General features: G+C 49.0%; 23 protein-coding genes and 2 pseudogenes. 13 read left to right on the top strand and 12 right to left on the bottom strand.

Features of this window, described 5'->3' with window-relative positions:
- The first annotated feature begins 26 nt into the window (after positions 1–26).
- Positions 27–1007 (top strand): YdcK family protein, encoded by a 981-nt coding sequence (gene ydcK / locus AC3G3F_RS05770; RefSeq protein ID WP_488394619.1) that lies wholly within the window; start codon positions 27–29, stop codon positions 1005–1007.
- Here the strand turns inward: ydcK and rimL are convergent.
- On the bottom strand, positions 1004–1543 hold the full coding sequence (rimL, locus tag AC3G3F_RS05765; RefSeq protein ID WP_053529053.1) for a 50S ribosomal protein L7/L12-serine acetyltransferase: 540 nt from the start codon (positions 1541–1543) through the stop codon (positions 1004–1006). The genes ydcK and rimL overlap by 4 nt on opposite strands.
- Positions 1544–1759: 216 nt before the next feature.
- On the opposite strand from rimL, the gene AC3G3F_RS05760 reads away from it, so the two are divergent.
- From AC3G3F_RS05760 to aac(6'), 8 genes are all read left to right on the top strand, one after another.
- Complete coding sequence (locus tag AC3G3F_RS05760) at positions 1760–2878, top strand: M42 family metallopeptidase (protein WP_488394617.1); 1119 nt, start codon at positions 1760–1762, stop codon at positions 2876–2878.
- Positions 2875–3156, top strand: a complete 282-nt coding sequence (gene sgcB, locus AC3G3F_RS05755; protein ID WP_000976132.1) for a PTS sugar transporter subunit IIB SgcB — start codon at positions 2875–2877, stop codon at positions 3154–3156. Before AC3G3F_RS05760 ends, sgcB begins: the two co-directional genes overlap by 4 nt.
- Before the next feature lie 10 nt (positions 3157–3166).
- Entirely contained in the window at positions 3167–4480 is a 1314-nt protein-coding gene (gene sgcC / locus AC3G3F_RS05750; RefSeq protein ID WP_023249434.1) for a PTS sugar transporter subunit IIC SgcC, read from the top strand.
- A 13-nt stretch (positions 4481–4493) separates the two neighbouring features.
- On the top strand, positions 4494–5300 hold the full coding sequence (gene sgcQ / locus AC3G3F_RS05745; RefSeq protein WP_070789006.1) for a BtpA family protein SgcQ: 807 nt from the start codon (positions 4494–4496) through the stop codon (positions 5298–5300).
- A gap of 131 nt (positions 5301–5431) precedes the next feature.
- Positions 5432–5869 carry an SgcA family PTS sugar transporter subunit IIA gene (sgcA, locus tag AC3G3F_RS05740; protein ID WP_053529049.1) on the top strand — a complete coding sequence of 146 codons (438 nt, stop codon included), beginning with the start codon at positions 5432–5434 and terminating at the stop codon, positions 5867–5869.
- 11 nt (positions 5870–5880) lie between these two features.
- A complete protein-coding gene (locus tag AC3G3F_RS05735) occupies positions 5881–6513 on the top strand; it encodes a ribulose-phosphate 3 epimerase family protein (RefSeq protein ID WP_053509742.1) in 633 nt (210 codons plus the stop codon).
- A 15-nt stretch (positions 6514–6528) separates the two neighbouring features.
- Positions 6529–7320, top strand: coding sequence for a DeoR/GlpR family DNA-binding transcription regulator (locus tag AC3G3F_RS05730; protein ID WP_053529098.1), 792 nt, complete (start codon positions 6529–6531; stop codon positions 7318–7320).
- A complete protein-coding gene (gene aac(6') / locus AC3G3F_RS05725; RefSeq protein ID WP_079796377.1) occupies positions 7320–7757 on the top strand; it encodes a cryptic aminoglycoside N-acetyltransferase AAC(6')-Iy/Iaa in 438 nt (145 codons plus the stop codon). The genes AC3G3F_RS05730 and aac(6') overlap by 1 nt, the downstream gene beginning before the upstream one ends.
- Before the next feature lie 46 nt (positions 7758–7803).
- Here the strand turns inward: aac(6') and AC3G3F_RS05720 are convergent, their stop codons facing one another.
- The 5 genes from AC3G3F_RS05720 to hglS form a co-directional block, all read right to left on the bottom strand.
- Positions 7804–9006, bottom strand: a complete 1203-nt coding sequence (locus AC3G3F_RS05720) for a lactate oxidase (RefSeq protein ID WP_079796376.1) — start codon at positions 9004–9006, stop codon at positions 7804–7806.
- A gap of 11 nt (positions 9007–9017) precedes the next feature.
- The gene (locus AC3G3F_RS05715) at positions 9018–9593 is read right to left on the bottom strand and encodes a YceI family protein (RefSeq protein WP_072158735.1); all 576 of its coding nucleotides are present in this window, start codon (positions 9591–9593) and stop codon (positions 9018–9020) included.
- Between the two features lie 194 nt (positions 9594–9787).
- Entirely contained in the window at positions 9788–11443 is a 1656-nt protein-coding gene (locus AC3G3F_RS05710) for a glucan biosynthesis protein D (RefSeq protein ID WP_023249436.1), read from the bottom strand.
- A 220-nt stretch (positions 11444–11663) separates the two neighbouring features.
- A complete protein-coding gene (locus AC3G3F_RS05705; RefSeq protein ID WP_063390476.1) occupies positions 11664–13172 on the bottom strand; it encodes a carboxylesterase/lipase family protein in 1509 nt (502 codons plus the stop codon).
- A gap of 49 nt (positions 13173–13221) precedes the next feature.
- A complete protein-coding gene (hglS, locus tag AC3G3F_RS05700) occupies positions 13222–14565 on the bottom strand; it encodes a 2-oxoadipate dioxygenase/decarboxylase HglS (RefSeq protein WP_053509750.1) in 1344 nt (447 codons plus the stop codon).
- 292 nt (positions 14566–14857) lie between these two features.
- On the opposite strand from hglS, the gene AC3G3F_RS05695 reads away from it, so the two are divergent.
- Positions 14858–15781: a LysR substrate-binding domain-containing protein gene (locus AC3G3F_RS05695; protein WP_023249440.1), complete on the top strand. Its 924-nt coding sequence runs from the start codon at positions 14858–14860 to the stop codon at positions 15779–15781.
- Positions 15782–15841: 60 nt separating this feature from the next.
- Here AC3G3F_RS05695 and AC3G3F_RS05690 read toward each other — a convergent pair whose 3' ends face one another.
- The 4 genes and pseudogenes from AC3G3F_RS05690 to AC3G3F_RS05675 form a co-directional block, all read right to left on the bottom strand.
- Positions 15842–17467: a methyl-accepting chemotaxis protein gene (locus AC3G3F_RS05690; RefSeq protein WP_079796374.1), complete on the bottom strand. Its 1626-nt coding sequence runs from the start codon at positions 17465–17467 to the stop codon at positions 15842–15844.
- 169 nt (positions 17468–17636) lie between these two features.
- Entirely contained in the window at positions 17637–18755 is a 1119-nt protein-coding gene (locus tag AC3G3F_RS05685; protein ID WP_023249442.1) for an S-(hydroxymethyl)glutathione dehydrogenase/class III alcohol dehydrogenase, read from the bottom strand.
- A 31-nt stretch (positions 18756–18786) separates the two neighbouring features.
- Positions 18787–19062 carry a metal/formaldehyde-sensitive transcriptional repressor gene (locus tag AC3G3F_RS05680; protein WP_001120770.1) on the bottom strand — a complete coding sequence of 92 codons (276 nt, stop codon included), beginning with the start codon at positions 19060–19062 and terminating at the stop codon, positions 18787–18789.
- Positions 19063–19559: 497 nt separating this feature from the next.
- Positions 19560–19667, bottom strand: a pseudogene (locus AC3G3F_RS05675) (transcriptional regulator); the annotation flags it as partial.
- On the opposite strand from AC3G3F_RS05675, the pseudogene AC3G3F_RS05670 reads away from it, so the two are divergent.
- Positions 19666–19823, top strand: a pseudogene (locus tag AC3G3F_RS05670) (integrase); the annotation flags it as partial. The pseudogenes AC3G3F_RS05675 and AC3G3F_RS05670 overlap by 2 nt on opposite strands.
- Positions 19824–20086: 263 nt before the next feature.
- Here the strand turns inward: AC3G3F_RS05670 and AC3G3F_RS05665 are convergent.
- The gene (locus AC3G3F_RS05665) at positions 20087–20803 is read right to left on the bottom strand and encodes a hypothetical protein (protein WP_070789014.1); all 717 of its coding nucleotides are present in this window, start codon (positions 20801–20803) and stop codon (positions 20087–20089) included.
- Between the two features lie 515 nt (positions 20804–21318).
- On the opposite strand from AC3G3F_RS05665, the gene AC3G3F_RS05660 reads away from it, so the two are divergent.
- Positions 21319–22545, top strand: a complete 1227-nt coding sequence (locus AC3G3F_RS05660) for a type III secretion system effector (RefSeq protein ID WP_079796373.1) — start codon at positions 21319–21321, stop codon at positions 22543–22545.
- Between the two features lie 119 nt (positions 22546–22664).
- Here AC3G3F_RS05660 and AC3G3F_RS05655 read toward each other — a convergent pair whose 3' ends face one another.
- Positions 22665–23009 carry a DUF1294 domain-containing protein gene (locus tag AC3G3F_RS05655; RefSeq protein WP_053529097.1) on the bottom strand — a complete coding sequence of 115 codons (345 nt, stop codon included), beginning with the start codon at positions 23007–23009 and terminating at the stop codon, positions 22665–22667.
- A 901-nt stretch (positions 23010–23910) separates the two neighbouring features.
- On the opposite strand from AC3G3F_RS05655, the gene AC3G3F_RS05650 reads away from it, so the two are divergent.
- Complete coding sequence (locus AC3G3F_RS05650; protein WP_053509763.1) at positions 23911–24672, top strand: transporter substrate-binding domain-containing protein; 762 nt, start codon at positions 23911–23913, stop codon at positions 24670–24672.
- Positions 24673–24676: the final 4 nt, after the last annotated feature.

The following is a 24676-nucleotide window of genomic DNA, read 5'->3' as shown; positions in this document are numbered from 1 at the left end:
CTTAATCGTTCACACGGAATTTCCCTATGACCAAATATCGACTGAGTGAAGAACCCCGTGCTTTTACTTATCAGGTAGACGGTGAGAAGAAAAGCGTCTTATTACGACAACTTATTGCCGTAACGGATTTTAACGATGTTAAAGCCGGAACCTCCGGTGGCTGGGTTGATGCCGATAATGTGCTGTCACAACAGGGGGATTGCTGGATTTATGATCAAAATGCGATGGCCTTTGCTGGCACGGAAATTACGGGTAACGCGCGTATCACGCAGCCGTGCACGCTCTACAATAATGTGCGAATAGGCGATAATGTCTGGATTGATCGCGCTGATATCAGCGATGGCGCGCGCATAAGTGACAACGTCACAATTCAGTCATCTACCGTGCGCGGAGCGTGTGCGATTTATGGCGATGCCCGCGTGTTAAACCAGTCAGAAATTCTCGCCATTCAGGGACTAACGCGTGAACATGCGCAGATTTTACAAATTTACGATCGCGCCACCCTGCGCCATTCGCGGATTGTTCATCAGGTACAGCTTTATGGCGACGCCACTATCACACACGCTTTTATTGAACACCGGGCGGAGGTCTTTGATTTCGCGTCCATTGAAGGCAACAAAGACAATAATGTCTGGATCTGTGACTGCGCCAAAGTCTATGGCCATGCGCGGGTTATCGCCGGCACAGAGGAAGATGCGATCCCTACCCTTCGCTACAGCTCGCAGGTAGCGGAACATGCGTTAATCGAAGGCAACTGTGTGTTAAAACATCATGTGCTGGTAGGCGGACATGCTGAGGTACGCGGAGGCCCGATTTTACTGGACGACCGCGTGCTGATTGAAGGCCACGCCTGTATACAGGGCGAAATCCTGATTGAGCACCAGGTAGAGATTAGCGGACGGGCGGCGGTGATAGCGTTTGACGGCAATACTATCCACCTGCGCGGCCCAAAAGTGATCAATGGCGAGGATCGTATTACTCGTACCCCCTTAGTCGGTTCCCTTTAAACCGTATCAATAATGCGGGCATACATATTAACGTCGTGATAATCGCCGTTAAGATACTCCGCCTGTTTCATACAGCCTTCCAGCGTAAAATGGTTGCGCCGTGCGACCGCATTACTGGCCTGATTATCAACCCGGCATTTAATGACAAAGCGCCGAATATCGCCGCGTCGGACATAATGTGCCATCAGCGCCTGTAATGATTGCGACATTACCCCTTGTCCCTGGAGGGACTCATCCAGCCAGTAACCGATATACGCGGCTTTGTTTATCGGCTCGATGACATTAAATGAGAGTACGCCCGCCATCTCATTCTGGCAGAAAATCAGATACATTTTGGCGTAACCACGCTGGTGCAACAGTATATTACCCTGTACATGCTTACGCGTTTCATCCTGCGACGTGACATATTGCGGCCAGTCGAGCGACTGTTGTAGCCACGCTTTATTTTTGAGTACCAGTTGGTGCAACGCCGGAACATGACTTTCATCTGCCGCTCGCAGTTCCAGCGTCGTGCTAACAGGAATAATTTCCACCATCGCGTTGCCCTTCTTCGTTGTTGGTCGTGATCACATAAATAGCCTGGTTTACCGATACCCCGCAGGTGATATGAGCGCTTTTATTGTATCGCCATCACATTATTTTTTATTGCTCATATTTAGCGCGTTTTCGCGTGACACATTTCACACTTATCCAACCATTCTCCTCCTATAAAACGCTCAACGACTGATTGTTTTATCACCACGGAGACGCCAATGACCTTTTCTGTGCAGGAAACGCTTTTTTCTTTACTGCGGCTAAACGGGATTTCAGGACATGAAAGCAGTATTGCAAACGTTATGCAGCATGCGTTTGAACAGCAGGCCAAAGACGTCTGGCGGGATCGCTTAGGCAATGTTGTCGCCCGTTATGGCAGCGACAAATCCGACGCTCTTCGCCTGATGATTTTTGCGCATATGGATGAAGTGGGTTTTATGGTACGCAAGATCGAACCCTCCGGTTTTTTACGTTTTGAACGCGTGGGCGGCCCGGCGCAAATTACCATGCCCGGTTCGGTCGTGACGCTTGCCGGACGTTCAGGCGATATCATGGGCTGTATCGGTATTAAAGCGTATCACTTCGCGAAGGGTGACGAGCGCACCCAGCCTCCCGCGCTCGATAAACTCTGGATTGATATCGGCGCGAAAGATAAAGCGGATGCCGAACGAATGGGTATTCAGGTGGGGACGCCAGTAACCCTTTACAACCCGCCGCACTGTCTGGGCAACGATCTGGTATGCAGTAAGGCGCTGGACGACAGGCTGGGGTGTACGACGCTACTGGGCGTCGCCGAGGCTCTCGCCTCCACGTCGCTCGATATCGCGGTGTTCCTGGTCGCTTCGGTACAGGAAGAGTTTAATATTCGCGGTATTGTTCCCGTTTTACGACGCGTGCGCCCCGACCTGGCGATTGGTATTGATATCACCCCATCCTGCGACACGCCTGACCTGCAGGATTACTCGGATGTGCGGGTTAACCACGGCGTCGGCATCACCTGTCTGAACTATCACGGACGCGGTACGCTGGCGGGACTAATTACGCCGCCGCGTTTGCTGCGGATGCTGGAGACAACCGCGCACGAAAATAATATTCCCGTACAGCGAGAAGTCGCGCCAGGCGTCATCACCGAAACCGGCTACATACAGGTTGAACTGGACGGCATTCCCTGCGCCAGCCTTTCTATTCCCTGCCGCTATACCCACTCGCCAGCCGAAGTCGCCAGCCTGCGCGACCTGGCTGATTGTATCCGTTTACTGACTGCGCTGGCCAAAATGTCGCCAGAACAGTTTCCCATTGAGCCTGAAACAGGCGCTACACAAGAGGCACGACCATGATGAAAAAGATCCTTGTGGCATGTGGTACCGGCATGTCGACATCAACCATGATTGCACAAAAACTGCAGGACTTTCTCGCGGAGCAAGGCATTGCGGCAACCACGGCGCAATGTTGTCTGAATGAGATCCCGTTGAACTGTAACGGTATGGACCTCATCGTAACGTCCATGCGTACGCACAGTGACTATGGCATCCCGACGCTCAACGGTGCCGCCCTGCTGACAGGCATCAACGACGACGCATTAAAACAAGAAATCAAGGCGCTGTTAACACAATAAAGGGGGCATTATGTTTGATTACATCCTGTCTCTCGGCGGCACCGTATTTGTGCCCATCATTATGATTATCATCGGCTTAATCTTTCGTATTCCCTGGCTGCAGGCGGTGAAAGCCGGGGTGACGGTCGGCATCGGTTTTGTCGGTATGGGGCTGGTGATTGTCATGGCGATCGACAGTCTCAGTCCGCCGATAAAAGTGATGATTGAGCGTTTTGGCCTGACGCTGCATGTCTTTGACGTCGGCGCCGGACCCGCATCCGGCGTCGGCTATGCGACGGCCATCGGCGCGATGATCATTCCCGTTATCTTTCTGCTCAACGTCGGTATGCTGGTGACTCGCCTGACCAAAACCATGAACGTTGATATTTATAACTACTGGCACTACGCCATTACCGGAACGGTCGTCCAGTTGATGACCGGCAGTCTGATTTATGGCGTACTGGGCGCGATTTGCCATGCCGCCTTGTCGTTGAAAATGGCCGACTGGACGGCGAAACGGGTACAGAGCATCGTCGGTCTGGAAGGGATCTCAATCCCGCAAGGGTATGGCTCCAGCTCCGTGCCGTTGTTCGTATTGCTGGATGCGATATACGAAAAAATCCCGTTTATGAAAGGACGCAATATTGACGCTCAGGAGATCCAAAAACGGTATGGGATGGTCGGCGACCCGGTGATCATTGGCGTTGTTCTCGGGCTGATCTTCGGACTTGCCGCAGGTGAAGGCTTTAAAGGGTGCGCAACCTTAATGATTACCGTGGCGGCGATTATGGTGCTGTTTCCGCGCATGATCCGCCTTATCGTTGAGGGATTAATGCCTATCTCCGACGGCGCGCGTAAATTCTTCCAGAAACACTTTAAAGGGCGCGAAGTCTTTATCGGTCTGGATACCGCAGTGACGTTAGGCCACCCGACCACTATCGCGGTTGGACTGCTGTTAATTCCCATCATGTTAATTCTGGCAAGCATTCTGCCGGGCAATAAAGTCCTGCCGCTGGCTGATTTACCGGTCGCGCCGTTTTTTATCTGCATGGCCACGGTTATTCATCGCGGCGATCTGATTCGTACTTTGCTCAGCGGCATCATTGTCATGATTACCGTTTTGCTGATCGCCACCCAGTTCGCGCCGTACTTTACCGATATGGCGCTCAAAGGCGGCTTTAGTTTCGCCGCTGAAAACGCGCAAATTACCGCGCTGTCGGTAGGGAATATGTTTGGCTGGTCAATATCTGAACTGATGTCGCTGGGCATTATTGGCGTGGTTATTGTGGTCGGCATCGTCGCCAGCATCGTACTTATCTTACGTAAACGTGAACTACCGGAATAAGGAGCAACCCAGAATGAGTTGGCTAAAAGAGGTAATAGGAACGGAAAAAGCCGTTATCGCCATGTGCCATTTACGGGCACTACCGGGCGATCCCGGGTTCGATACAAAGAAAGGCATGAACTGGGTGATTGACCGCGCCCATGACGATTTAATGGCGCTACAAAACGGCGGTGTGGATGCGGTGATGTTCTCCAACGAATTTAGTTTGCCTTATTTAACGAAAGTCAGACCGGAAACGACTGCCGCTATGGCAAGAATTATCGGTCAGTTAATGAGTGAAATTCGCGTACCGTTTGGGGTAAACGTGTTGTGGGACCCTGTGGCCTCTTTTGATTTGGCGATGGCGACCAACGCAAAATTTATTCGTGAAATTTTCACCGGCGCTTACGCCAGCGATTTTGGCGTCTGGGATACTAATGTCGGCGAAACCATTCGTCATCAGCATCGCATCGGCGCAGGCCATGTGAAAACGCTGTTTAACATCGTTCCGGAAGCGGCGGTGTATCTGGGAAACCGGGATGTCTGTTCAATTGCGAAATCGACCGTATTTAATAATAACCCCGATGCCCTGTGCGTCTCTGGCCTGACGGCAGGCGCACGTACCGATAGCGCCATACTGAAGCGGGTAAAAGAGACCGTCCCTGACACGGTAGTGCTGGCGAATACCGGAGTTTGTCTGGAAAACGTCGAGGAGCAGCTCAGCATTGCCGACGGATGCGTAACGGCAACCACGTTTAAAAAAGACGGCGTCTTCGCCAACTTTGTCGACCAGGCGCGCGTGGCGAAGTTTATGGAGAAAGTACGCCATATCCGACAATAAAATGGGGATAAGCAAAATGCTTATCCCCTGCAGAGAGCGATAACCCTCCTGCCGATCTCCGTCGCCTTCGCCAAAAGACACGCCGGGGATCGGTTTCAGAGTAACCCGAACCAGCAAGGAGTCAACGATCGATGATTAATGATGTTAAGTGGGTTCAGGCGCAACGCCATGCCAACGACTGGCGACACGCGCTGGATATCGCCGTGCGTCCGCTGATTACCTTCGGCGCGGCGGCCCCCTGCTACCTGGACGGTATTATTGAGAACACCCTTAAATGGGGGCCATATTATCTTATCGCGCCGGGGATTGCGCTGCCCCATGCCAGACCGGAGCAAGGCGCCAACCATAATCAAATGAGCGTCACTACGCTATCAACGCCGGTCGCTTTCGGCAATACGGATTGCGATCCCATCTGGCTGTTGCTTTGCGCCAGCGCCACGGACGCTGAAGCACATATTCGCACCATTCAACGCATCAGCCAGTGGCTCGACTCGCCGGGAAGCGTCGCGTTGCTGCAAGATGCGCCAAATGATGCAGCGCTTTTCGCGCAATTAACCGCATTGCGCTGATGGAGGTTCCGATGATCCTGCACCCTTCGCTGGCCTCCGCCGATCCGCTGCGCTATGCCGAGGCGTTGACCGCTTTACACGATGCGCCCCTCGGCTCGCTGCATCTGGATATCGAAGATACCAGTTTCATCAACAATATTACCTTCGGTATGAAAACCATTCAGGCAGTCGCACAATACACTCGCCATCCGCTCTCATTTCACCTGATGGTCTCATCACCGCAACGCTGGCTACCCTGGCTTGCAGCTATCCGCCCCGGCTGGATTTTCATTCATGCCGAAAGCGTGCAAAACCCCTCGGAGATTCTGGCGGATATTCGCGCTATCGGGGCGAAAGCAGGACTGGCGCTTAACCCGGCAACGCCGCTATTGCCCTATCGTTATCTGGCATTGCAACTGGATGCGCTGATGATCATGACCAGCGAACCCGACGGGCGCGGGCAACAATTTATCGCCACGATGTGTGAAAAAGTTAGCCAGAGCAGAGAGCATTTCCCTGCTGCGGAATGCTGGGCGGACGGCGGAATTACGCTTCGCGCCGCACGGCTACTTGCCGCCGCAGGTGCACAGCATCTGGTGATTGGCCGGGCGTTGTTCACGACGGCGAATCAAAACGTGACGTTGTCACAATTCACCGCGCTATAAAGGAGTCATATGTTGATGAGCCAACAGCGCCCCGACCGTATCAAACAGATGTTGCATTATCTTTGGCAACACCGGCACCTCTCAACACAGCAAGCTATTGAGCTTTTTGGCTATGCTGAGGCAACCGTGCGCCGGGATTTTCACTATATTGCCAGCCGTTATCCCGGTATGGTTCGCGGCCATGGTTGTATTGACTTCGACGACAGTACGGAAGATAAAGAATATGTTTTCGACGTTAAGCGAACGTTACAAAGCGAGGCGAAACGCGAAATCGCCGCCCTCGCCCGCACGTTCATCAAGGATGGAGACTGCTTTTTTCTCGACTCCGGCTCCACCTGTCTGGAACTGGCAAAATGTCTGGTCGACGCCAAAGTAAAAGTCATTTGCAATGACATCAAAATCGCTAATGAGCTAGGTGGCTTCCCACACGTAGAGAGCTACATTATTGGCGGGCTGATTCGCCCCGGTTACTTTTCGGTTGGCGAGAGTCTGGCGCTGGAGATGATTAACGCCTTTGCCGTTGAACGCGCTTTTATCTCCTGCGATGCGCTGTCGTTAGAAACGGGCATCACCAACGCTACCATGTTTGAAGTGGGCGTAAAAACGCGCATTATTCAGCGCTCACGCGAGGTCATATTGATGGCCGATCACTCAAAGTTTGACACTGTGGAACCCCATGCGGTTGCGACGCTGTCCTGTATTACCACCATTCTTAGCGACAGTGCGCTCCCGTCTGCTATCGCCCGACGTTATCAGCAAGCGGGATGCCGTCTCATCATGTCAGACCCCTCATCAGGAGCGCGTTAATGGACATCAGGCAAATGAACAAAACCCATCTGGAGCACTGGCGCGGATTGCGAAAACAGCTCTGGCCTGGTCACCCGGATGACGGCCATCTGGCGGATGGCGAAGAAATGCTGCAAGCCGATCATCTGGCGTCATTTATTGCGATGGCAGACGGGGTGGCGATTGGCTTTGCGGATGCCTCAATCCGCCACGATTATGTCAATGGCTGTGACAGTTCGCCCGTGGCTTTCCTTGAAGGTATTTTTGTTCTCCCCTCATTCCGTCAACGCGGCGTAGCGAAACAATTGATTGCAGCGGTGCAACGATGGGGAACGAATAAAGGGTGTCGGGAAATGGCCTCTGATACCACGCCGGAAAATACAATTTCCCAGAAAGTTCACCAGGCGTTAGGATTTGAGGAAACAGAGCGCGTCATTTTCTACCGGAAGCGTTGTTGAGGAAAATCACACAGGAAAAGGTCGGGGATAGTACCCGACCTTTATATTACTGTGGCAGCTCTTTTTCAGTTAACAAGCGTGTCGTTTTCACTTGTTCAATATTCCTGGCGCCACCCAGCATCATGTTTATCGTCAGCTCTTTGTTGAGCTGTTCAATCACCGATGCCACACCCTGAGCGCCGCCCAGATTGAGACCGTATAATATAGGGCGGCCAACCGCCACAATATCCGCCCCGCTGGCTAACGCTTTGAATACGTGCGAACCACGGCGTACTCCACTGTCAAAAATAATAGGCACTCGCTTGTTGACGACTTTTGCAATCGCAGGAAGCATATCGAATGAGGATGGCCCGCTGTCTAATTGACGCCCACCATGATTAGAAACCCATATTCCTGCGGCCCCGGACTGGATAGCAATTTCAGCATCCTCCGGCGACTGAATGCCTTTTACAATAACCGGAAGACCGGAAACACGATGTACATAGGCAATATCCTCCGGCGTAAAGGCTTGTTTAGCCTGCGCGTAAATTTCACTTATCCCTGCCCCTTTGCCGGTTTTTGAACCATCGTCATTTTTTCTGGCGAACATTTCCAGGTTTGCAAAACCCAGCGGGAACTGGAAGTTATTTTTAATATCTTCTTCCCGATAACCACCGACAGGCGAATCTACGGTCAGAATAATTGCTTTAGCGCCATGTTTTACCGCTTGTGCAAGAATAAATTCGTTAAATTGATTATTCTTACTCATATAAAGCTGGAAGAAGAACGGGTTTTTCCCGGAAACGTTAGCCACCTCTTCGATGGTCTTGTTACCATAGGTGCTCAACGAGAAAATCGAGCCGACCTGCGCCATGCCTTTCGCCGTCGCCAACTCTCCGGAGGCGTGGGCCAGACCCTGCGCCGCCATCGGTGCCTGGATTATAGGCGTTTTAAGCGGAATACCCAGTAGCTGCGTTGATAAATCGATCTCTTTTAACTCAATGCCCTGTAATACGCGCGGCATAATATATTTTTTGTCAAAGCTTTCGGTGTTGCTGCGAAGGTTATTCTCATCTTCGGCTCCACCGCGAATATAACCAAATGCCCCTTTCTCCATTCTGGCCTGAACGCGCGCTTCCAGTGAGGCGACGTTCGTCATTTTTATTGCTTTTTCGTCCGTGCTGGCTTTGTACTCTTCAGCATAAGCCAGGCCTGATGTTGCCAACATTGCCAGCGAGGCCACTACCCGAATGAGGTGATGAGTTTTCATCATAATTCCCTTTATTGCTTAACCGCTTCTGCCTGGATTTTTATATCGACAACTTTCGTCATCCCCATATCGACCAGATAATCTACACCCCACTGGGTGCGATCTATTTGCGTGACAAAATCACCACCGCAAACCTGCGCCTTGAATATCGGGCTCATATAACAGCCAAACTTCGTGGTGGTTAAGGTGACGGGCTTAGTTACCCCCTTCATTGTTAACAAACCGTCAATAGAAACCGGTTTATTATCTGCAAAATGCCATTTTGTCGATTCAAATACCATTACTGGATATTTTTCCGCATCCAGAATATCGCTACTGCGGATATGTTTATCAAACGCATCCACCCCGGTATTTAAGGCGCTCACAGGAATCGTCACGCGCATCTCTGCGACTTGCTTTTCCGGCTGATATTTCAGTTCGCCGCTAATGGCATAAAATCCGCCGTGATTGGTTGAGGTCTGAAAATGATCGATATTAAATACCGCATTGGTATGCGTATTATCAAATTTATATACATCTGCATGAGCAGCACTTAATAAACCCAGAGACAGGACAGCACCAAGAAGACTCTTTTTCATTATATTCACTTTATATCTTAAATAAGGTGAAGCTATCTTAATGTTCCCTGTCCGCAGGATCGAGAGGGATAAACAGGAAGGACTGTTGCAAAAATAGAACGATGGAAAGGCATGTCACAAAAACAGCGGATCACGAGTGAGTTTATGTCAGAGCTATATCCAGAACCTGTACCGCCTTTGTGGCGGTACAGAAGGCAAACTGACTAACGCATGATACGATCGTCGACATAACGACGCTTATCCGGCGCGGGCGGGAAATACTGATACAGCCAGGTTTCGCTGATAGCCTCCCCCTGGCAACGCAGGAACATACGCATATCCACTGGTGCCGTAGAATCCGAGGTCGGATACCAGTCAAACTGGATACGATAACCGTCGAAAGGCTCAACGTAGAGGATCTCAATCTGCTTCGCCTCACCGCTGGAGAGCGTAATCACCGGCTCAATGCCTTTTGGCGCGGCCGCTTTCAGATCGCCGCCGACAAAATCAATAGCAAAACGGCGCGCCCATTTATCCGGGTAATGTTCGCCCGGCGCCCAGCCTTCGGGAAAACCGCCCATCCCTGTACGGGTCGCCATAACCCGCGCAAGCGGCGATTGCACCGGCGGCTGCGCGCTCCAGTACAAACGATAATTGAACGCCAGCGTATCCCCGGCTTTGATCGCTTTTTCCGGCTGCCAGAAACAGACCACATTATCCAGAGTTTCGCCAGTAGTTGGGATCTCCATCAGGCTAACCGCGCCTTTCCCCCACTTACTGCGCGGCTCCACCCACAGGCTCGGACGTTTGTTGTACCATCCCATGACATCCTGATAATGCGAGAAATCGCGATCGAGTTGCAGCAAGCCGAACCCTTTCGGGTTGTCGTCCATATATGCATTGAACTGCAATTTCTGCGGATTATTCAGTGGGCGGCAAATCCACTCGCCGTTACCCCGCCACATCGCCAGCCGATCGGAATCGTGAATTTGCGGATGAATGGTGTCGCATACCCGGCGTTCATTATTCCCGCAACTAAACATACTGGTCATCGGCGCAATGCCGAGTTGCTTAATGTCTTTACGGACGTAGAGATGGTTTTCTACGTCCATGATCACCTGCGACTTTTCACAATGGATGACAAACTTATACGCGCCCGTCACACTGGCACTATCCAGCAGAGCGTAAACAGTAAACGTGGTATCACCCGGCTTCGCGGTGTCAAACCAGAATGCGGTGAAGTCGGGGAACTCTTCCTGACCGTCAGTATAGGTATCTATCGCCAGCCCGCGAGCCGACAGGCCATACTGATAAGTATCATCTACCGCCCGGAAATAACTGGCGCCCAGAAAGGAGACAATATCGCGCCGCGCCAGTTCCGGCGCTTTAAAGACACGGAAACCGGCGAAACCGAGATCGCTCTGCCCTTCCAGTTGTGTCGTGTCAACGCCGGCATCGTTGTATTTAAACAGTTCCGGGCGAAAATGAATCTCACGAGCAAGATGAGTTGTCGTATCAACGGAAAACATGCGCACGCGACGACGAAACCCCATCCCTACGTGGAAAAACTGAATATCGAGCTGCCGATTGGCAACATTGTTCCAGAGCGAATGCGCCGCGTCATACTGGATACTGTTATAGGCCTGCGGCGTCAGATTGGCGAGCGTATCCGGCAACGGTCTCGGCGCACCATCCCAGGGTTTCTTCGCTAACGCCTGGGCCATTGTTTGCAGACCAGCAAAATCAAAACGGACAGTTTTACCATCCGCAATATCGGATTCCGCGGCAAACGCCGCCTGAGAAAAGAGTGAAGCAATACCGCTGGAACCGCACACGGCGGCCATTGCCATTGAACCTTTAATAAATCGTCTACGATTCATACCTGAAAATGAGTCCTTCTGGTCTTGTGAATGGTCCCGCGCTGGTTTTTTTCAGCAGCAAGAGCGTGCCCGTTTCTGACCGCTCACTCTAGACAAAATTCATTAATAATCCAATTGTTGGTCGCCTGGAAACTGCGCAAAAGCGTAAATATTTTATGTCGATAAGAACCGACCGAATCGGATGTAAACCTCACGCGGCATTCTTCAGGTTATGAAAAGTTTACTCCAGACTAACATGATGTTTCATGACACGCTTAAACAGCGCCAGACGCGCACGCATAAAGCGGTTTTCCACTTTAAAACCGGCAAGCTTGTTCAGTCCAATCCGCAACAAACGATCTCGCCCCCGAATGCTGGCGGGCCAGCGAACCGGGCCGTGCAGCACATCACGCGTGCGGCTGGCATGACGAGCGAAATTCACCCAGTAATCCGCCACCTGCGAGGCAAAGGCCAGGTCATTCTCATTCACATAATGGCATGTGGGCTCAGCCCGCGTTAACGTATCGAACACATACGGTATTTCATTGCCATGACAGGCGCCATTAGCATAGGTGTTATGCTCCGCTTCGGCGACATAATCAAACCAGTAACGCCAGCACGGTTCGCCGATCCGCTGCTGCGCTTGCATGACGACATAACCCAACGTGGTAAATACCATATCCCGACAGACCTGCCGCCCTAGCGCTTCGTCGCCTTTCACACCAGGATAAAGCAGCCGGATTAACCCCAGTCCAACACGCCGCTCACGGCGCATTTTTTGAATTTGACCGGCAATATCAACGCCAAAAACCGCCAATACGCTGGCTTCATCGCTGTTCGAGCCGATCATCACCGGTATCGGATGCTGTTTAGCCGCAAAGAAGGTTTCCAGCATCGGCTGCGGCAATACGACGTCGCCGGAAATCGGCGTCGGCGCAATTTTAAAGGGCGCGTCCAGCGGCCAAAACGTCTCTGCTGGTAAAGCGCGTAGCTGTTCAGCTGTGGCATTGGCTAAGCCAACATGTTCCGCCAGCGCAACACCCTTTTTAAGCGCCACCTCGCGGGGCGTATCCGGCAGCGTATAACCACTCTGAATAATCGCTTTATGAAAAAGCCCCTTAGCCAACGGCGAAGCCATCAACGACAGCACGCTGCGGGCGCCAGCGGACTCGCCAAATAGCGTCACATTCTGCGTATCGCCGCCAAACGCGGCAATATTGTCCTGCACCCAACGCAGCGCGGCGATTTGATCGAGTAAAGCGAAATTATGAATACACTCCGCCTCTTCGCCTTCCAGCGCCGGATGCGCGAAAAAGCCCAGATGGCCAAGCCGATAATTGACCGTCACCACGATCGCGCCGCGCTTCGCCAGCGCATGACCGTCATAGGGCGGCAGACTACCCGCGCCAATGGTGTAACCGCCGCCGTGTAGCCAGACCATGACCGGCAACAGTTTATGACGTACGGCGGGAGCCCAGACATTCAGATAGAGACAATCTTCAGAAAAATTTCCCGGATCGCCGCCGCCAAGTTCGCGACACCAGGTAATGTCCTGCCAACTGGCGCAGGAGAAACAATCCGCCTGGCGCACATCCTGCCAGGACGTAACAGGCTGCGGCGCACGCCAGCGTAGCTCCCCTATTGGCGGCGCGGCATAGGGTATACCGCGCCAGATATGGATTTCTTCCTGTACGACGCCCACGATTTTACCGTGACGCGTTTGCACCAACGGGATGGAGGGATTCAACATAACGCCTTCCTTTTTACAGCATCCTCACAGCCTGTGAAGCTTACCGTTTTTAAAGCAGACCGCAACGGCGTTTACTGCGTTCTTCCGCTTCCTGATATAACGAAAACTCATCCAGTACCGAACATCCCAGCGCCTGTTCAAAGGCATCCTGGCTGGCATTACCGTGGCTTCTGGCCTGCGTTTCATTTCCCAGATTCGACTGGAAAATGCCGGCAGCGCTGACCGGGAGAAAATCTTCATAGGTAATCGGCTGCGCGATCACCCAACCACGCTCGATATGCGGCTGCGGATCGTCACCAGGATGAATCGCCTGACGATGCGCCTCACCGGAAGGCGTTAAGCGATAGCGGAACCAGGCAAGCCCCTGCTGACGGAGCAGAAATTCGCTATCCGGAAAGGCGTTAAAGACCTCCTGTAAATGGAGTTGATGCGTGAAGTTATCCTTACCCGTTTCTGCCTTTTGCAACAATTCGTCATATAACCGACGACCTTTTGGCGTCAGAGCGACGCCGCGTTGCTCAATTTCGCCGAAGCGCGCCGTGTGTGTACCCTGTTTTTCACCAACGAAGAGCACCTGCTCTTCCAGTGCTTTGAAACTGGTTTGCCGCAACAGAATGGGCACTTCGCGGCGAGGCGGACCTTCGATAAGAATTTTAGGCGTAATGCCGCACTCCGGCATCATTGCCTGTACCCGGTCGATATCCAGAGTACGTGGCGTCAGATGGTTAATGTGACATCCTGGAAAACAGACCACGTCGGCAATTAACCGATGTTCACGATGCAGGGCGCGGTACGTTTCTTCATCAACAGTAGCCTGACGATGCCAGCGAAAAGTCTCCAGCGTTTCACGGACGAATTCTTCGGCCTGGGCAGTACTGAAACCGCCCTGCTCGTCGTACTCATCCAGCAATTGTCGGCAGCGCGACGTAAAAATATCCCGCTGCGATAAGATTTCCGCCGCCCGCTGGCGTAATGCCGCATCTTCAATGAGTTCCAGGCGTAATAGCGAAGTGAACACGCGGAAGGGATTACGCGAAAGCGAAGCGTCGTCAATGGGACGAAATGCCGTGGAGTGCACCGGCACGCCCGCCTGAGAGAGATCGTAATAGCTCACCGGGTACATCCCCATGATAGCGAATATCCGACGCAAGGTAGAAAGTTCTTCTGCGGTGCCAACACGAATAGCGCCATGTCGTTCCACGTTCAACCGCGCCAGTTCATCGGCATTAGCCAACTGCTCATGCAATTTGGGATTATTTTCCAGCACCGCCAGATTCACGTCAGCGACAAGTTCCAGTAACGTACCGTACTGCGGAACTTCCTGCTGGTACATTGCCGACATTGCCTGCGAAAAGTGTTCCCGAATCTCATCTGCCGTGATGGTGTTCGCCATAATGTCATGCCTCCAGTGAATGTTACCTGGAGTGTAGAAAACCTCATCCATTCCGGGGAGAAGAATTTACAAACTGTGATCCCGCCTGAATTCATTGTGTGGAACGGATTGACACACGCTGGCGTATCCCCGATCAGAGCGCGGCTTAGCACGCTTAACGGCAGTTGAATCATCAGCAAAATAAAACAGTTGTAACTTTAAATGGTAAAATGTTAATAATATTTTGCTATCAAGTTATCAAAAACAAACAACTTTACTTGTCACCCGCATGGCTCTGTTTTTAACATCGCTTATGGAAAAAAATGGTCTGTTTAGTCAGCGCATTCGGTTGCGCCACCTTCATACGTTTGTCGCCGTTGCGCAACAGGGAACTCTGGGGCGCGCGGCTGAAACCCTTAACCTGAGCCAGCCAGCCCTTTCTAAGACGCTGAACGAACTGGAGCAACTCACCGGAACCCGTCTGTTTGAACGCGGGCGACTGGGCGCGCAATTAACGGTTCCTGGCGAACAATTTTTAACCCATGCGGTAAAAGTATTAGATGCGTTGAATACTGCCGGGCAGGCGCTGAATCGCAAAGAGGATGCCAGCGCCGATGTGGTGCGTATTGGCGCGCTCCCCACCGCTGCGCTGGGTATTCTCCCGGCGGTAATTGGGCGGTTCCATCAACAGCAAAAATCGACCTCGTTACAGGTCGCCACCATGAACAATACGATGTTGCTTGCTGGTCTCAAGTCAGGCGAGATCGATCTGGGTATTGGCCGCATGTCAGACCCGGAATTAATGAGCGGCTTAAATTACGAACTGCTGTTTTTAGAATCGCTTAAATTAGTGGTACGCCCCGGCCATCCCCTGTTACAGGAGACGATCACGCTCAGCCGGGTTATGGAATGGCCGGTAGTCGTCTCGCCAAAAGGCACGGTGCCGCGCCAGAATGCGGAAGCCCTGTTGCAAAGCCAGGGGTGTAAAATGCCTGCAGGGTGTATCGAAACGCTATCCGCATCGTTATCACGACAACTGACCGTAGATTACGATTACGTCTGGTTCGTCCCCTCTGGCGCGGTTAAAGAAGATCTTCGCCAGGCGACGCTGGTCTCATTACCCGTGCCGACCCAGAGCGCAGGCGAGCCCATAGGTATTCTTACACGAGTTGATATCCCGCTTTCAACCGGGGCGCAAACGCTGATTGCGGCGATCCGTAAATCGATGCCGCTGTGATGGCGGCCGCCGGATAATAAACGCGCCCGCGGCTAAAATAGCCCGATGGCGCGACGCTTATTAAAGGATGGATGAACGCATTGTCGCGCCAGTATCCTGTAAACGAAACGCATCAACGGCTTGCGTCAAGCGGGCGGCCTGTTCTTCAAGCGAAGCCGCCGCCGCTGACGCCTCTTCTACCAGCGACGCGTTTTGCTGCGTGACCTTGTCCATCTCAGAAATCGCCTGACTGACCTGGACAATGCCGCGACTTTGTTCATCAGAAGCTGCAGCGATATCAAGCATGATATCAGTGACGCGTTTTACGGCATCCACAATCTCATTCATGGTGCTCCCCGCAGCGACAACCTCTTCAGAACCTAGTTCAATCAGACTAACCGATTCGCCGATCAAGCCTTCAATCTCTTTTGCCGCCTGCGCGCTGCGACTGGCGAGGGTACGAACTTCACTGGCGACCACCGCAAACCCGCGTCCTTGTTCTCCGGCACGCGCGGCCTCGACCGCCGCGTTCAGCGCCAGAATGTTAGTCTGGAAGGCGATACTGTTAATGACGGCGGTAATTTCCGAGATTTTTTTCGAGCTGGTGGAGATATTTCCCATCGTTTGCACGACCCCGGAAACCATCTGGCCTCCACGACTGGCTTTACCGGAGGCGTCTTCCGCCAGTTTGCTGGCGTGATGCGCATTATCCGCATTCTGTTTAACGGTTGCCGTCAACTGTTCCATACTGGCCGCGGTCTGTTCAATGGCGGCAGCCTGCTGTTCAGTGCGAGAAGATAAATCCGTGTTACCGGCGGTAATTTCGCTGGTGCCGCGATAAATTTCCTCCGCCCCCTGACGCACCGTCCCTACCGTTTGCTGCAACGCATGCTGCATCTGCTGAAGATGACAACTCAGGCGACCAATTTCACTGCGTCCTGCGGGCTCGTCGGCCATGGTCAGATCGCCCGCCGCAATGCGTTCGATACGTGACGCGGCCTGCTGTAACGGCCGTATTACCGTACGACTCAGCACCCTAAAGGTCATTAACGTCAATACCAGCGCCAACGTAAACGCGCCAATCATAAACATCATACCAAGCCGGCTACGTTGGTAAGCCTGCTCGCTAAGCAGCCTCGCCCGCTCGGTGCGCAGTTCAATAGCTTTCAACAGGACATGGTTATATGCCGCATCCAGTTGTTTTGCCTGCTCGTTTTCATGATTAATGATCGCTTCGAACATGCCATTTTTGGCAAATTTCAGCATCGGTTGTAGACCGTTGATATAGGCGTTGTAGCGGGTGTTTAACTCATTATCCAACGCTTCATCGGCTGGTGTTTTCACCGCTCTGGACATATAAGCGTTAAAACCGTCCTGAGACTGCGCGATCCGAGTTTCCGCGGCGGCAATATTGGCTTTCATTTCATCCATTTCGGCAATCCGGCTCGCCGCGCCAGCGTGGATCATATTGATACGTGCGGTACGTAAGTGGTTAGCGCTGTTGGATAATCCCATCCGTACCTGAATCTCGTCCGTGACATCACGCTGATCGCGATCGGCCTGTAACAGAAAATAGCCAGCCAGCCCGGCACTCAAAGCAAAAAGAAGAAGGATGCCACCGAGAATGGAGGAAAACAGCGGAACCAGCCGAATGTGATGCAGGAAGCCCAGTTTATGCGAGGCTTGCATCGAGAATGTGTTGCCCATGACCGTTGACTCTCTTGTAGGTTTAATGCGTAAAAACACGCCCGTTAGATAGTCATCGGCACTTCATGACGTTTGCTTATCGCGAAAAGCATCGCCTTCGTCACATTTTCACAACATTCATTCCAGAAAATTCAGATAAGCGCCAGCGGATTTTCCGCTGGCGGATGAATCAGTTATCACCAAAGTGGATAACGGTACGGATAGATTTGCCCTGATGCATCAGTTCAAAGGCATTGTTAATCTGCTCCAGCGGCAGACGGTGAGTAATAAAAGGATCTAAACGGATTTTACCGTTCATCGCATCTTCTACCATCCCTGGCAGCTGCGTGCGCCCTTTCACGCCGCCAAAGGCGGAGCCACGCCAGACGCGACCTGTCACTAGCTGGAAGGGACGGGTTTTAATTTCCTGTCCTGCGCCCGCTACGCCAATAATAATGCTTTCCCCCCAGCCTTTATGACAACATTCCAGCGCTGCTCGCATCACGTTAACGTTGCCGATACATTCAAAACTGAAGTCCACGCCGCCATCAGTAAGTTCAACAATAACGTCCTGGATCGGTTTATCATGATCATTCGGGTTAATAAAGTCTGTCGCCCCCATTTCGCCCGCCAGCGTAAATTTGTCCGGATTCGTATCAACAGCTAAAATACGCCCTGCTTTAGCCTGAACCGCGCCCTGAATGACCGCCAACCCAATACCGCCTAAACCAAAAACGGCAACGGTATCGCCGGCTTTCACTTTAGCGGTGTTATGTACGGCGCCAATACCGGTCGTCACGCCGCAGCCCAGCAGACACACTTTATCCAGCGGCGCCTGCGGGTTCACTTTCGCCAGAGAAATTTCCGCGCAAACGGTATATTCGCTGAACGTACTGGTTCCCATATAATGATAAACCGGTTCGCCGTTATAAGAAAAACGGGTGGTGCCATCCGGCATTAGTCCTTTTCCCTGAGTGGCGCGTACGGCCTGGCAAAGGTTGGTTTTACCGGATTTACAGAACTTACACTCGCCGCATTCCGCCGTATACAGTGGAATAACATGGTCGCCAGGTTTCAGACTGGTTACCCCCTCGCCGACCCCGACTACCACGCCGCCGCCTTCGTGACCCAGGACTGCCGGGAATACGCCTTCCGGATCATCGCCAGAAAGGGTAAATGCATCGGTATGGCAAACGCCTGTATGGGTGATTTTGACCAGAACTTCACCTTTTTTCGGCGGCGCAACGTCAATCTCGACAATTTTTAGTGGCTGACCGGGACCAAAAGCAACTGCTGCACGTGATTTCATATGTCTCTTCCTGTTACGGTGAGGGAAATTGTTATTTTAGATAAGCGCGAAGGAGATGGCCGATTTCCGCCATCCGAACAGCGCGCTGATCTGGCGTGGTTTCCCCGCTGACCAGCTCATCTTTCAGGTGGATTTCAACCATTTCACTCATCAGGCCATTAGACGCGCCGCGCACGGCGGCAATCTGTTGCAAAATCGCCAGACAAGGCTCGCCGGACTCAAGCGCCCGCTCCAGCGCTTCGACCTGCCCGCGAATACGACGAACACGGGTAAGAATACGTTTTTTATCTTCAGGTGAATGCGGCATACGCCCTCCGTATACTATAGGGGGGTATACTATCAATTTTTTTATGTAATTGTAAAATAAAAGATAATATAAAAATCAATATGTTATAACTTATTGACAAATATCTTAAAAATCAGTTCACCTTCAGCGCAATCCAGCACGCGAGGAACTTTTTCAGGCCGCAGAAAATAAACGCCAAAGTTTCTTTTTAATGATGTGATGCCCGGCTGGCGTACACAGTTAATGCCGGGTGAAATCAGCTCTGTTTTCCAGAAGGGAATACGATCAGGATTTGAAAGGGAAATTCGATTTGACAACACATTTTTTTATTTACGCACCAGTCGGCAATGAATGACGGTTATTACCTGTAATAAAGGATACCGCAACAGTAAGGATGACGTGGTCACTATTTAACAGGTGATATTATGAAAGACGTTAAGGATATATTTTTAAAATACGTTATTAAGCATAAATCCACTCTGGTGGCTTGTGCTAACAGAATACATACAAGATTGGACTCAGATTACTTTCAGATCAAACAGTCGAAAAAATGTAACTCTACCACTATCGGTCACTTTTACTTCACGATATCCCGGTGTGCGCGTTATCCATTTTTTCGCAGAAAACCCGAGCTTTATTGCCAGCCAGATGGGTCATGCAAACGCGCCGTGTACGGGGCGTGGATGGCTGACAGCAGTTCTGACCAGATCGCAACGTTAAATCAGAAGCTGTCCGGTTTTGCCCCATCGATGCCCCATAGCTACCAGGACAGTATGAGATGATGATCAAAATCAGCAAGTTAGTACCTGATACCCGTCATGTTCAGTGAGTGGAAGACGCTTTCCGCACACGCCTTGTCATAACAACAGCCTTTCGCGCTCAGGGGGCGTTGTCTGACGCTGCTGTTCTGCGTCAGGCATAGAGCTGAGATCCGTAAAGATTGATCTCACGGGCGGCAGCAGCCGTTCGATCACAGTGCTTCCCCTAATCTCTTCTGTAGGAAGCCCTGGAATCAGCTCATGCCCTCCCCCGGACAATCCTTTTATTAAAGTCTAACTTTTACCAACGCAATTTCATAAGAGAGCCCATCTTCTGGCCTAAAGATAATAAATCTGTTATTATTTTTAGTAAACGACTTCGACAAAACAAAACTATCATGATATCTGGCCAATACGTAGTACCAGCCGCCATCATATAATATCATTTCGTATTCTTTCTTTAATTGCGGCTTATAAAGCCCAACAAAAAAAGAAAACATCCAAAAGTATATAATAAACCCCACCATAATTATGGTAAAACAATGTCTTCGCACCCAACTTAGTTGAGTAAAACAAATTACTGGTAGCAGTTTACTGTAAAACCGCATACCCACCGATAAACATAGGGCCACCAGTAAAACGATAAAAAAAAGCTCCCACAAAAATGACTTTCTTAAGATAGAGAACTCAATAACAATTGGAATAAAGAACAAAACCGCAGCTAAAAAAAGACGTAGAAAGCTAAGATCATTAATGTGTGCTTTTCGCTTTACTACAAAAAACAATAAAATACCAATCCCCCATGCCACTATAAATATAGCCATCAGGCTAATAGCGTGGAATAAACTTCGAGCAATGTTGTCGGGACCAACGCCTACATACCACCATGGGAAACCATAGTACGCGGAGACTCCCCACCCATAAAAATAGGCGCTTCCCCACCCCAAACCACCTAAATAGGCCAAAAGCATCGAAGAGTTTTTAATGATCGAATCATCACTCATTATAGTTAACCCACTTTAAAATATTGACTATAAAAATAGAGTTTAAAAATCATGTAAAAAACAACAAGTTAGTAATAACAGGCGAATGCTAAGCCTATAAACGGCTCGCCATTCCTGAGTATCAAGCCAGCTCGTGCTCACGCCAGCACACTAAAATCAAAAATGCATACTTTTTTAAATATTTTCCTTAACCAGGCTCACACTCGATAATGATAGCAATCAGATAATATGCACCTGACATTAACATCAGGTTGTTGATGATATATTTACTTTCATAAAAAATAATACGCACTGAATATATTTTTCTTTATTAAATGTAACCATCTGCCAGACCAACTCAATTAGTAAGAAAGCAATAAGCGTCGAGCTAAGATCTTGTAAAATTTATGGCTACATAGAGCTCTCAGCAATTCAATATACAGCATTCACCTGATTACTTTTTTTACTCATATTTGCTAACTAATGTTTTTGCTAAAGTATTTTATCTAATCTTAGTATAGAATAAGGAGGACACAATGCCATTCAGTGTTGGACAGGGTTATTTCAAATCTTCTATCAGCGCTGAAAAATTTGGCGCTATAAAAGAGAGTTCACGCCTTCCGGAAATGAATTTGTGGGAAAAAATAAAAGCATATTTCTTCTCCACATACCATGCAGAGGCACTCGAATGTATCTTTCAACTTTACCACTATCAGGAGCTTAATTTAACAGCGGTACAGGTTCGCGGAGCATACATCAAGCTCCGTGAATTAGCCTCTCAGGGATGTAAGGAACAGTTTATTATAGAATCACAGGAGCATGCCGATGAATTGATTATTAAGGATGATAACGGTTTAATTATTTTATCTATTGAGGTTGAATGTCATCCGGAAGCCTTTGGTCTTGCCAAAGAAATCAATAAATTATACCCGAAGGAAAAAAATATTTCTTTGGGCGATATTACCAGATTTGTGATTTTTGGGGACAGTTTATCTGACTCGATGGGGCGTATGTTTGAAAAAACACATCATATCTTACCTTCCTATGGTCAATACTATGAAGGAAGGTTCACTAATGGATTTACCTGGCCTGAGTTTTTATCATCTCCTCTATTTTTAAGTAAGGAGATGATTAATTTTGCCGAAGGAGGAAGTACATCAGCAAGCTATTCATGCTTTAATTGCATAGGCGACTTTGTATCAAATACGGACAGGCAAGTTGCATCTTACACCCCTTCCCACCAGGACCTGGTCATATTTCTATTGGGCCCCAACGACTATATGACACTACACAAAGATAATGTAGCAGAGATTGTTGAGCAACAAATTGATGATATTGAAAAAGTAATTTCCGGCGGAGTTAATAATGTTCTGGTTATGGGAATTCCAAATTTGTCTTCGACACCTTATGGCAAACATTCTGATGACAAAAGAAAACTTAAGGATGATAGTATCGCTCACAATGCCCTGCTAAAAAATTATATTGAAGAATTAAAAGAAAAATATCCACAGCATAAGATATGTTATTTTGAGACCACCGATGCATTTAAGCAGATAACCGATGTGGCTAATGGTATTGGTTATGATACGGAAAATCCTTTTACTCACCATGGCTATGTGCATATTCCTGGAACTAAAGATCCCCGACTAGATATATGTCCGCAATACGTTTTTAATGACTATGTCCATCCAACCCAGGAGGTTCATCATTGTTTTGCCATAATGCTAGAAAGTTTTATAGTTAATCATTATTCTAACGAATAAAATAAATATTTCATCTGCTACTGTATGCCATGCGTGAAACGTTGTTCAATGTCATAACACCAGTAGCACGAGAATAGGATGTTATCTTTGCTGGCGATTGGTCACATAATAGCCTGTGTTCAGTAAGACAAAAATGGATAGAGTTGATAAATCGCCGCTATAACTGAAATACTCACTATCACACTGACGATGAAATATGTTTTGAATGGCTGCTTTTGCGTTTTATGACGGAAAAGTTGTTGGCCAACAATAGCACCAGGCCACCCACCGATAACTCCAAAAACCAGCAAAGTGGATTCCGGCACTCTGCGCCAGGCCTTACGTGCCGCCATTTTGTCCATACCGTAGATCATCAGCGTCATCACGTTGGCGAGCAGGAACCACATCACGATGGGATGCGATGTAAAAATGCTTCCGACCACGGCGGAGATCAGGAGTAAATAACAAAAGCGGTTGAGATACATATCATTGGTCATGGCAATTATTAGGGGTATCGAAACCCATTATACGCAATACATATGCTATGTAGAATTTTCTTTTCACTCAGACCATGAGTCATTGAGGGTTCATTTTAATTACCATGATAATAATAAGACGATTAATGGATTGTGAAGGCGATTAAAATGGTTGAAACCAGCAAAAATGTTACTGTCTTAACCATTGGCAAGATAACTTAATGAAAAAGCATCTATATTGCCATTTATATCCTGAAGGGGGTTTCAACTCTGGATTTATTAATCGCATGTATGTTTACATAAGATATACAATGTTAATTTAAGAATTTTATACCCACAACAGTATATATTCAGAAGTTTCTGAATGAAAATTATTATCGATTAAAACAAATTAACGCTTTGATAATCATAACAACATAGACTGGTATCTTACTTTGGTTTCGCTTGCTGATATGATAAATAATTTATACTCTTACAGATATAGATAGCGGGCAAATCAATCCAGCTCAAAAAATGTATTTGACAGGCAAGGATAAGTCTTTATATTGGCCGGGGATAGAGTGATAAGATGATAATTAGAGACATTAAAGATACCGTCACTAAAGTACTTATCGGCTTATCATGTAAATATGTATACGTAAATGGAGCATAAACTATGTCCAGTGTGCTAATGTCGATGGTATCTTTATCACAGATTTTCTGTGTTTATATCCAATTGATATATCATAGTATATTTACCTCTTCCTCTTTGATTATTACCATCATTCCTCCTGATTAAATTAGTTATCATCAGTTTAGTCATAAGCAATGAAATACATAACGTTGTGTACTTTACGCCTACAAATGTCAGGCTCGCTCCCTAATACTTAATTTATAATACGTATTACCTTACTACAGGAGAATAGATAGCATGTTATACAAAAAATTCATCTTATCAATGATAGTGTTAGGAATAATGTCATCTTCAGCTTTTGCTGATAGCGTCGTTGAAGGGAAAACACTCAACGTCGCAGTATCACCGGCTTCTCCCCCCATGTTATTTAAAAACGCTGATGGCAAATTACAGGGGATAGATCTGGAGCTTTTTTCGTCTTACTGTCAGTCACGGCATTGTAAGCTAAACATCACCGAATATGCCTGGGATGGAATGCTTGGCGCAGTAGCAAGTGGTCAGGCAGATGTAGCATTTTCGGGAATTTCAATCACTGATAAACGAAAGAAAGTTATTGATTTTTCTGATCCTTATTACATCAACTCTTTTTATCTGGTCAGTATGGCCAATCATAAAATAACCCTCAATAACTTGCATGAATTAAATAAGTATTCTATTGGATACCCTCGCGGAATGGCTTACTCCGACATTATCAAAAACGATCTGGAGCCCAAAGGATACTACTCGTTAAGTAAAGTAAAATTGTATCCAACATATAATGAGACGGTGGCTGATTTAAAAAATGGTAATCTTGATCTGGCATTCATAGAGGAGCCGGTTTATTTTACCCTCAAAAACAAGCAAAAGATGCCGATAGAAAGTCGTTATGTTTTCAAGAATGTTGATCAACTTGGCATTGCCTTTAAGAAAGGTTCTCCAGTACGCGATGATTTTAACTTATGGCTTAAAGAACAGGGGCCACAAAAAATATCTGGCATTGTCGACAAATGGATGAAATAGTAAG

The sequence above is a fragment of the Salmonella sp. FC25216 genome (assembly GCF_057751355.1).
This window is presented reverse-complemented; position numbering and strand designations above follow the sequence as displayed.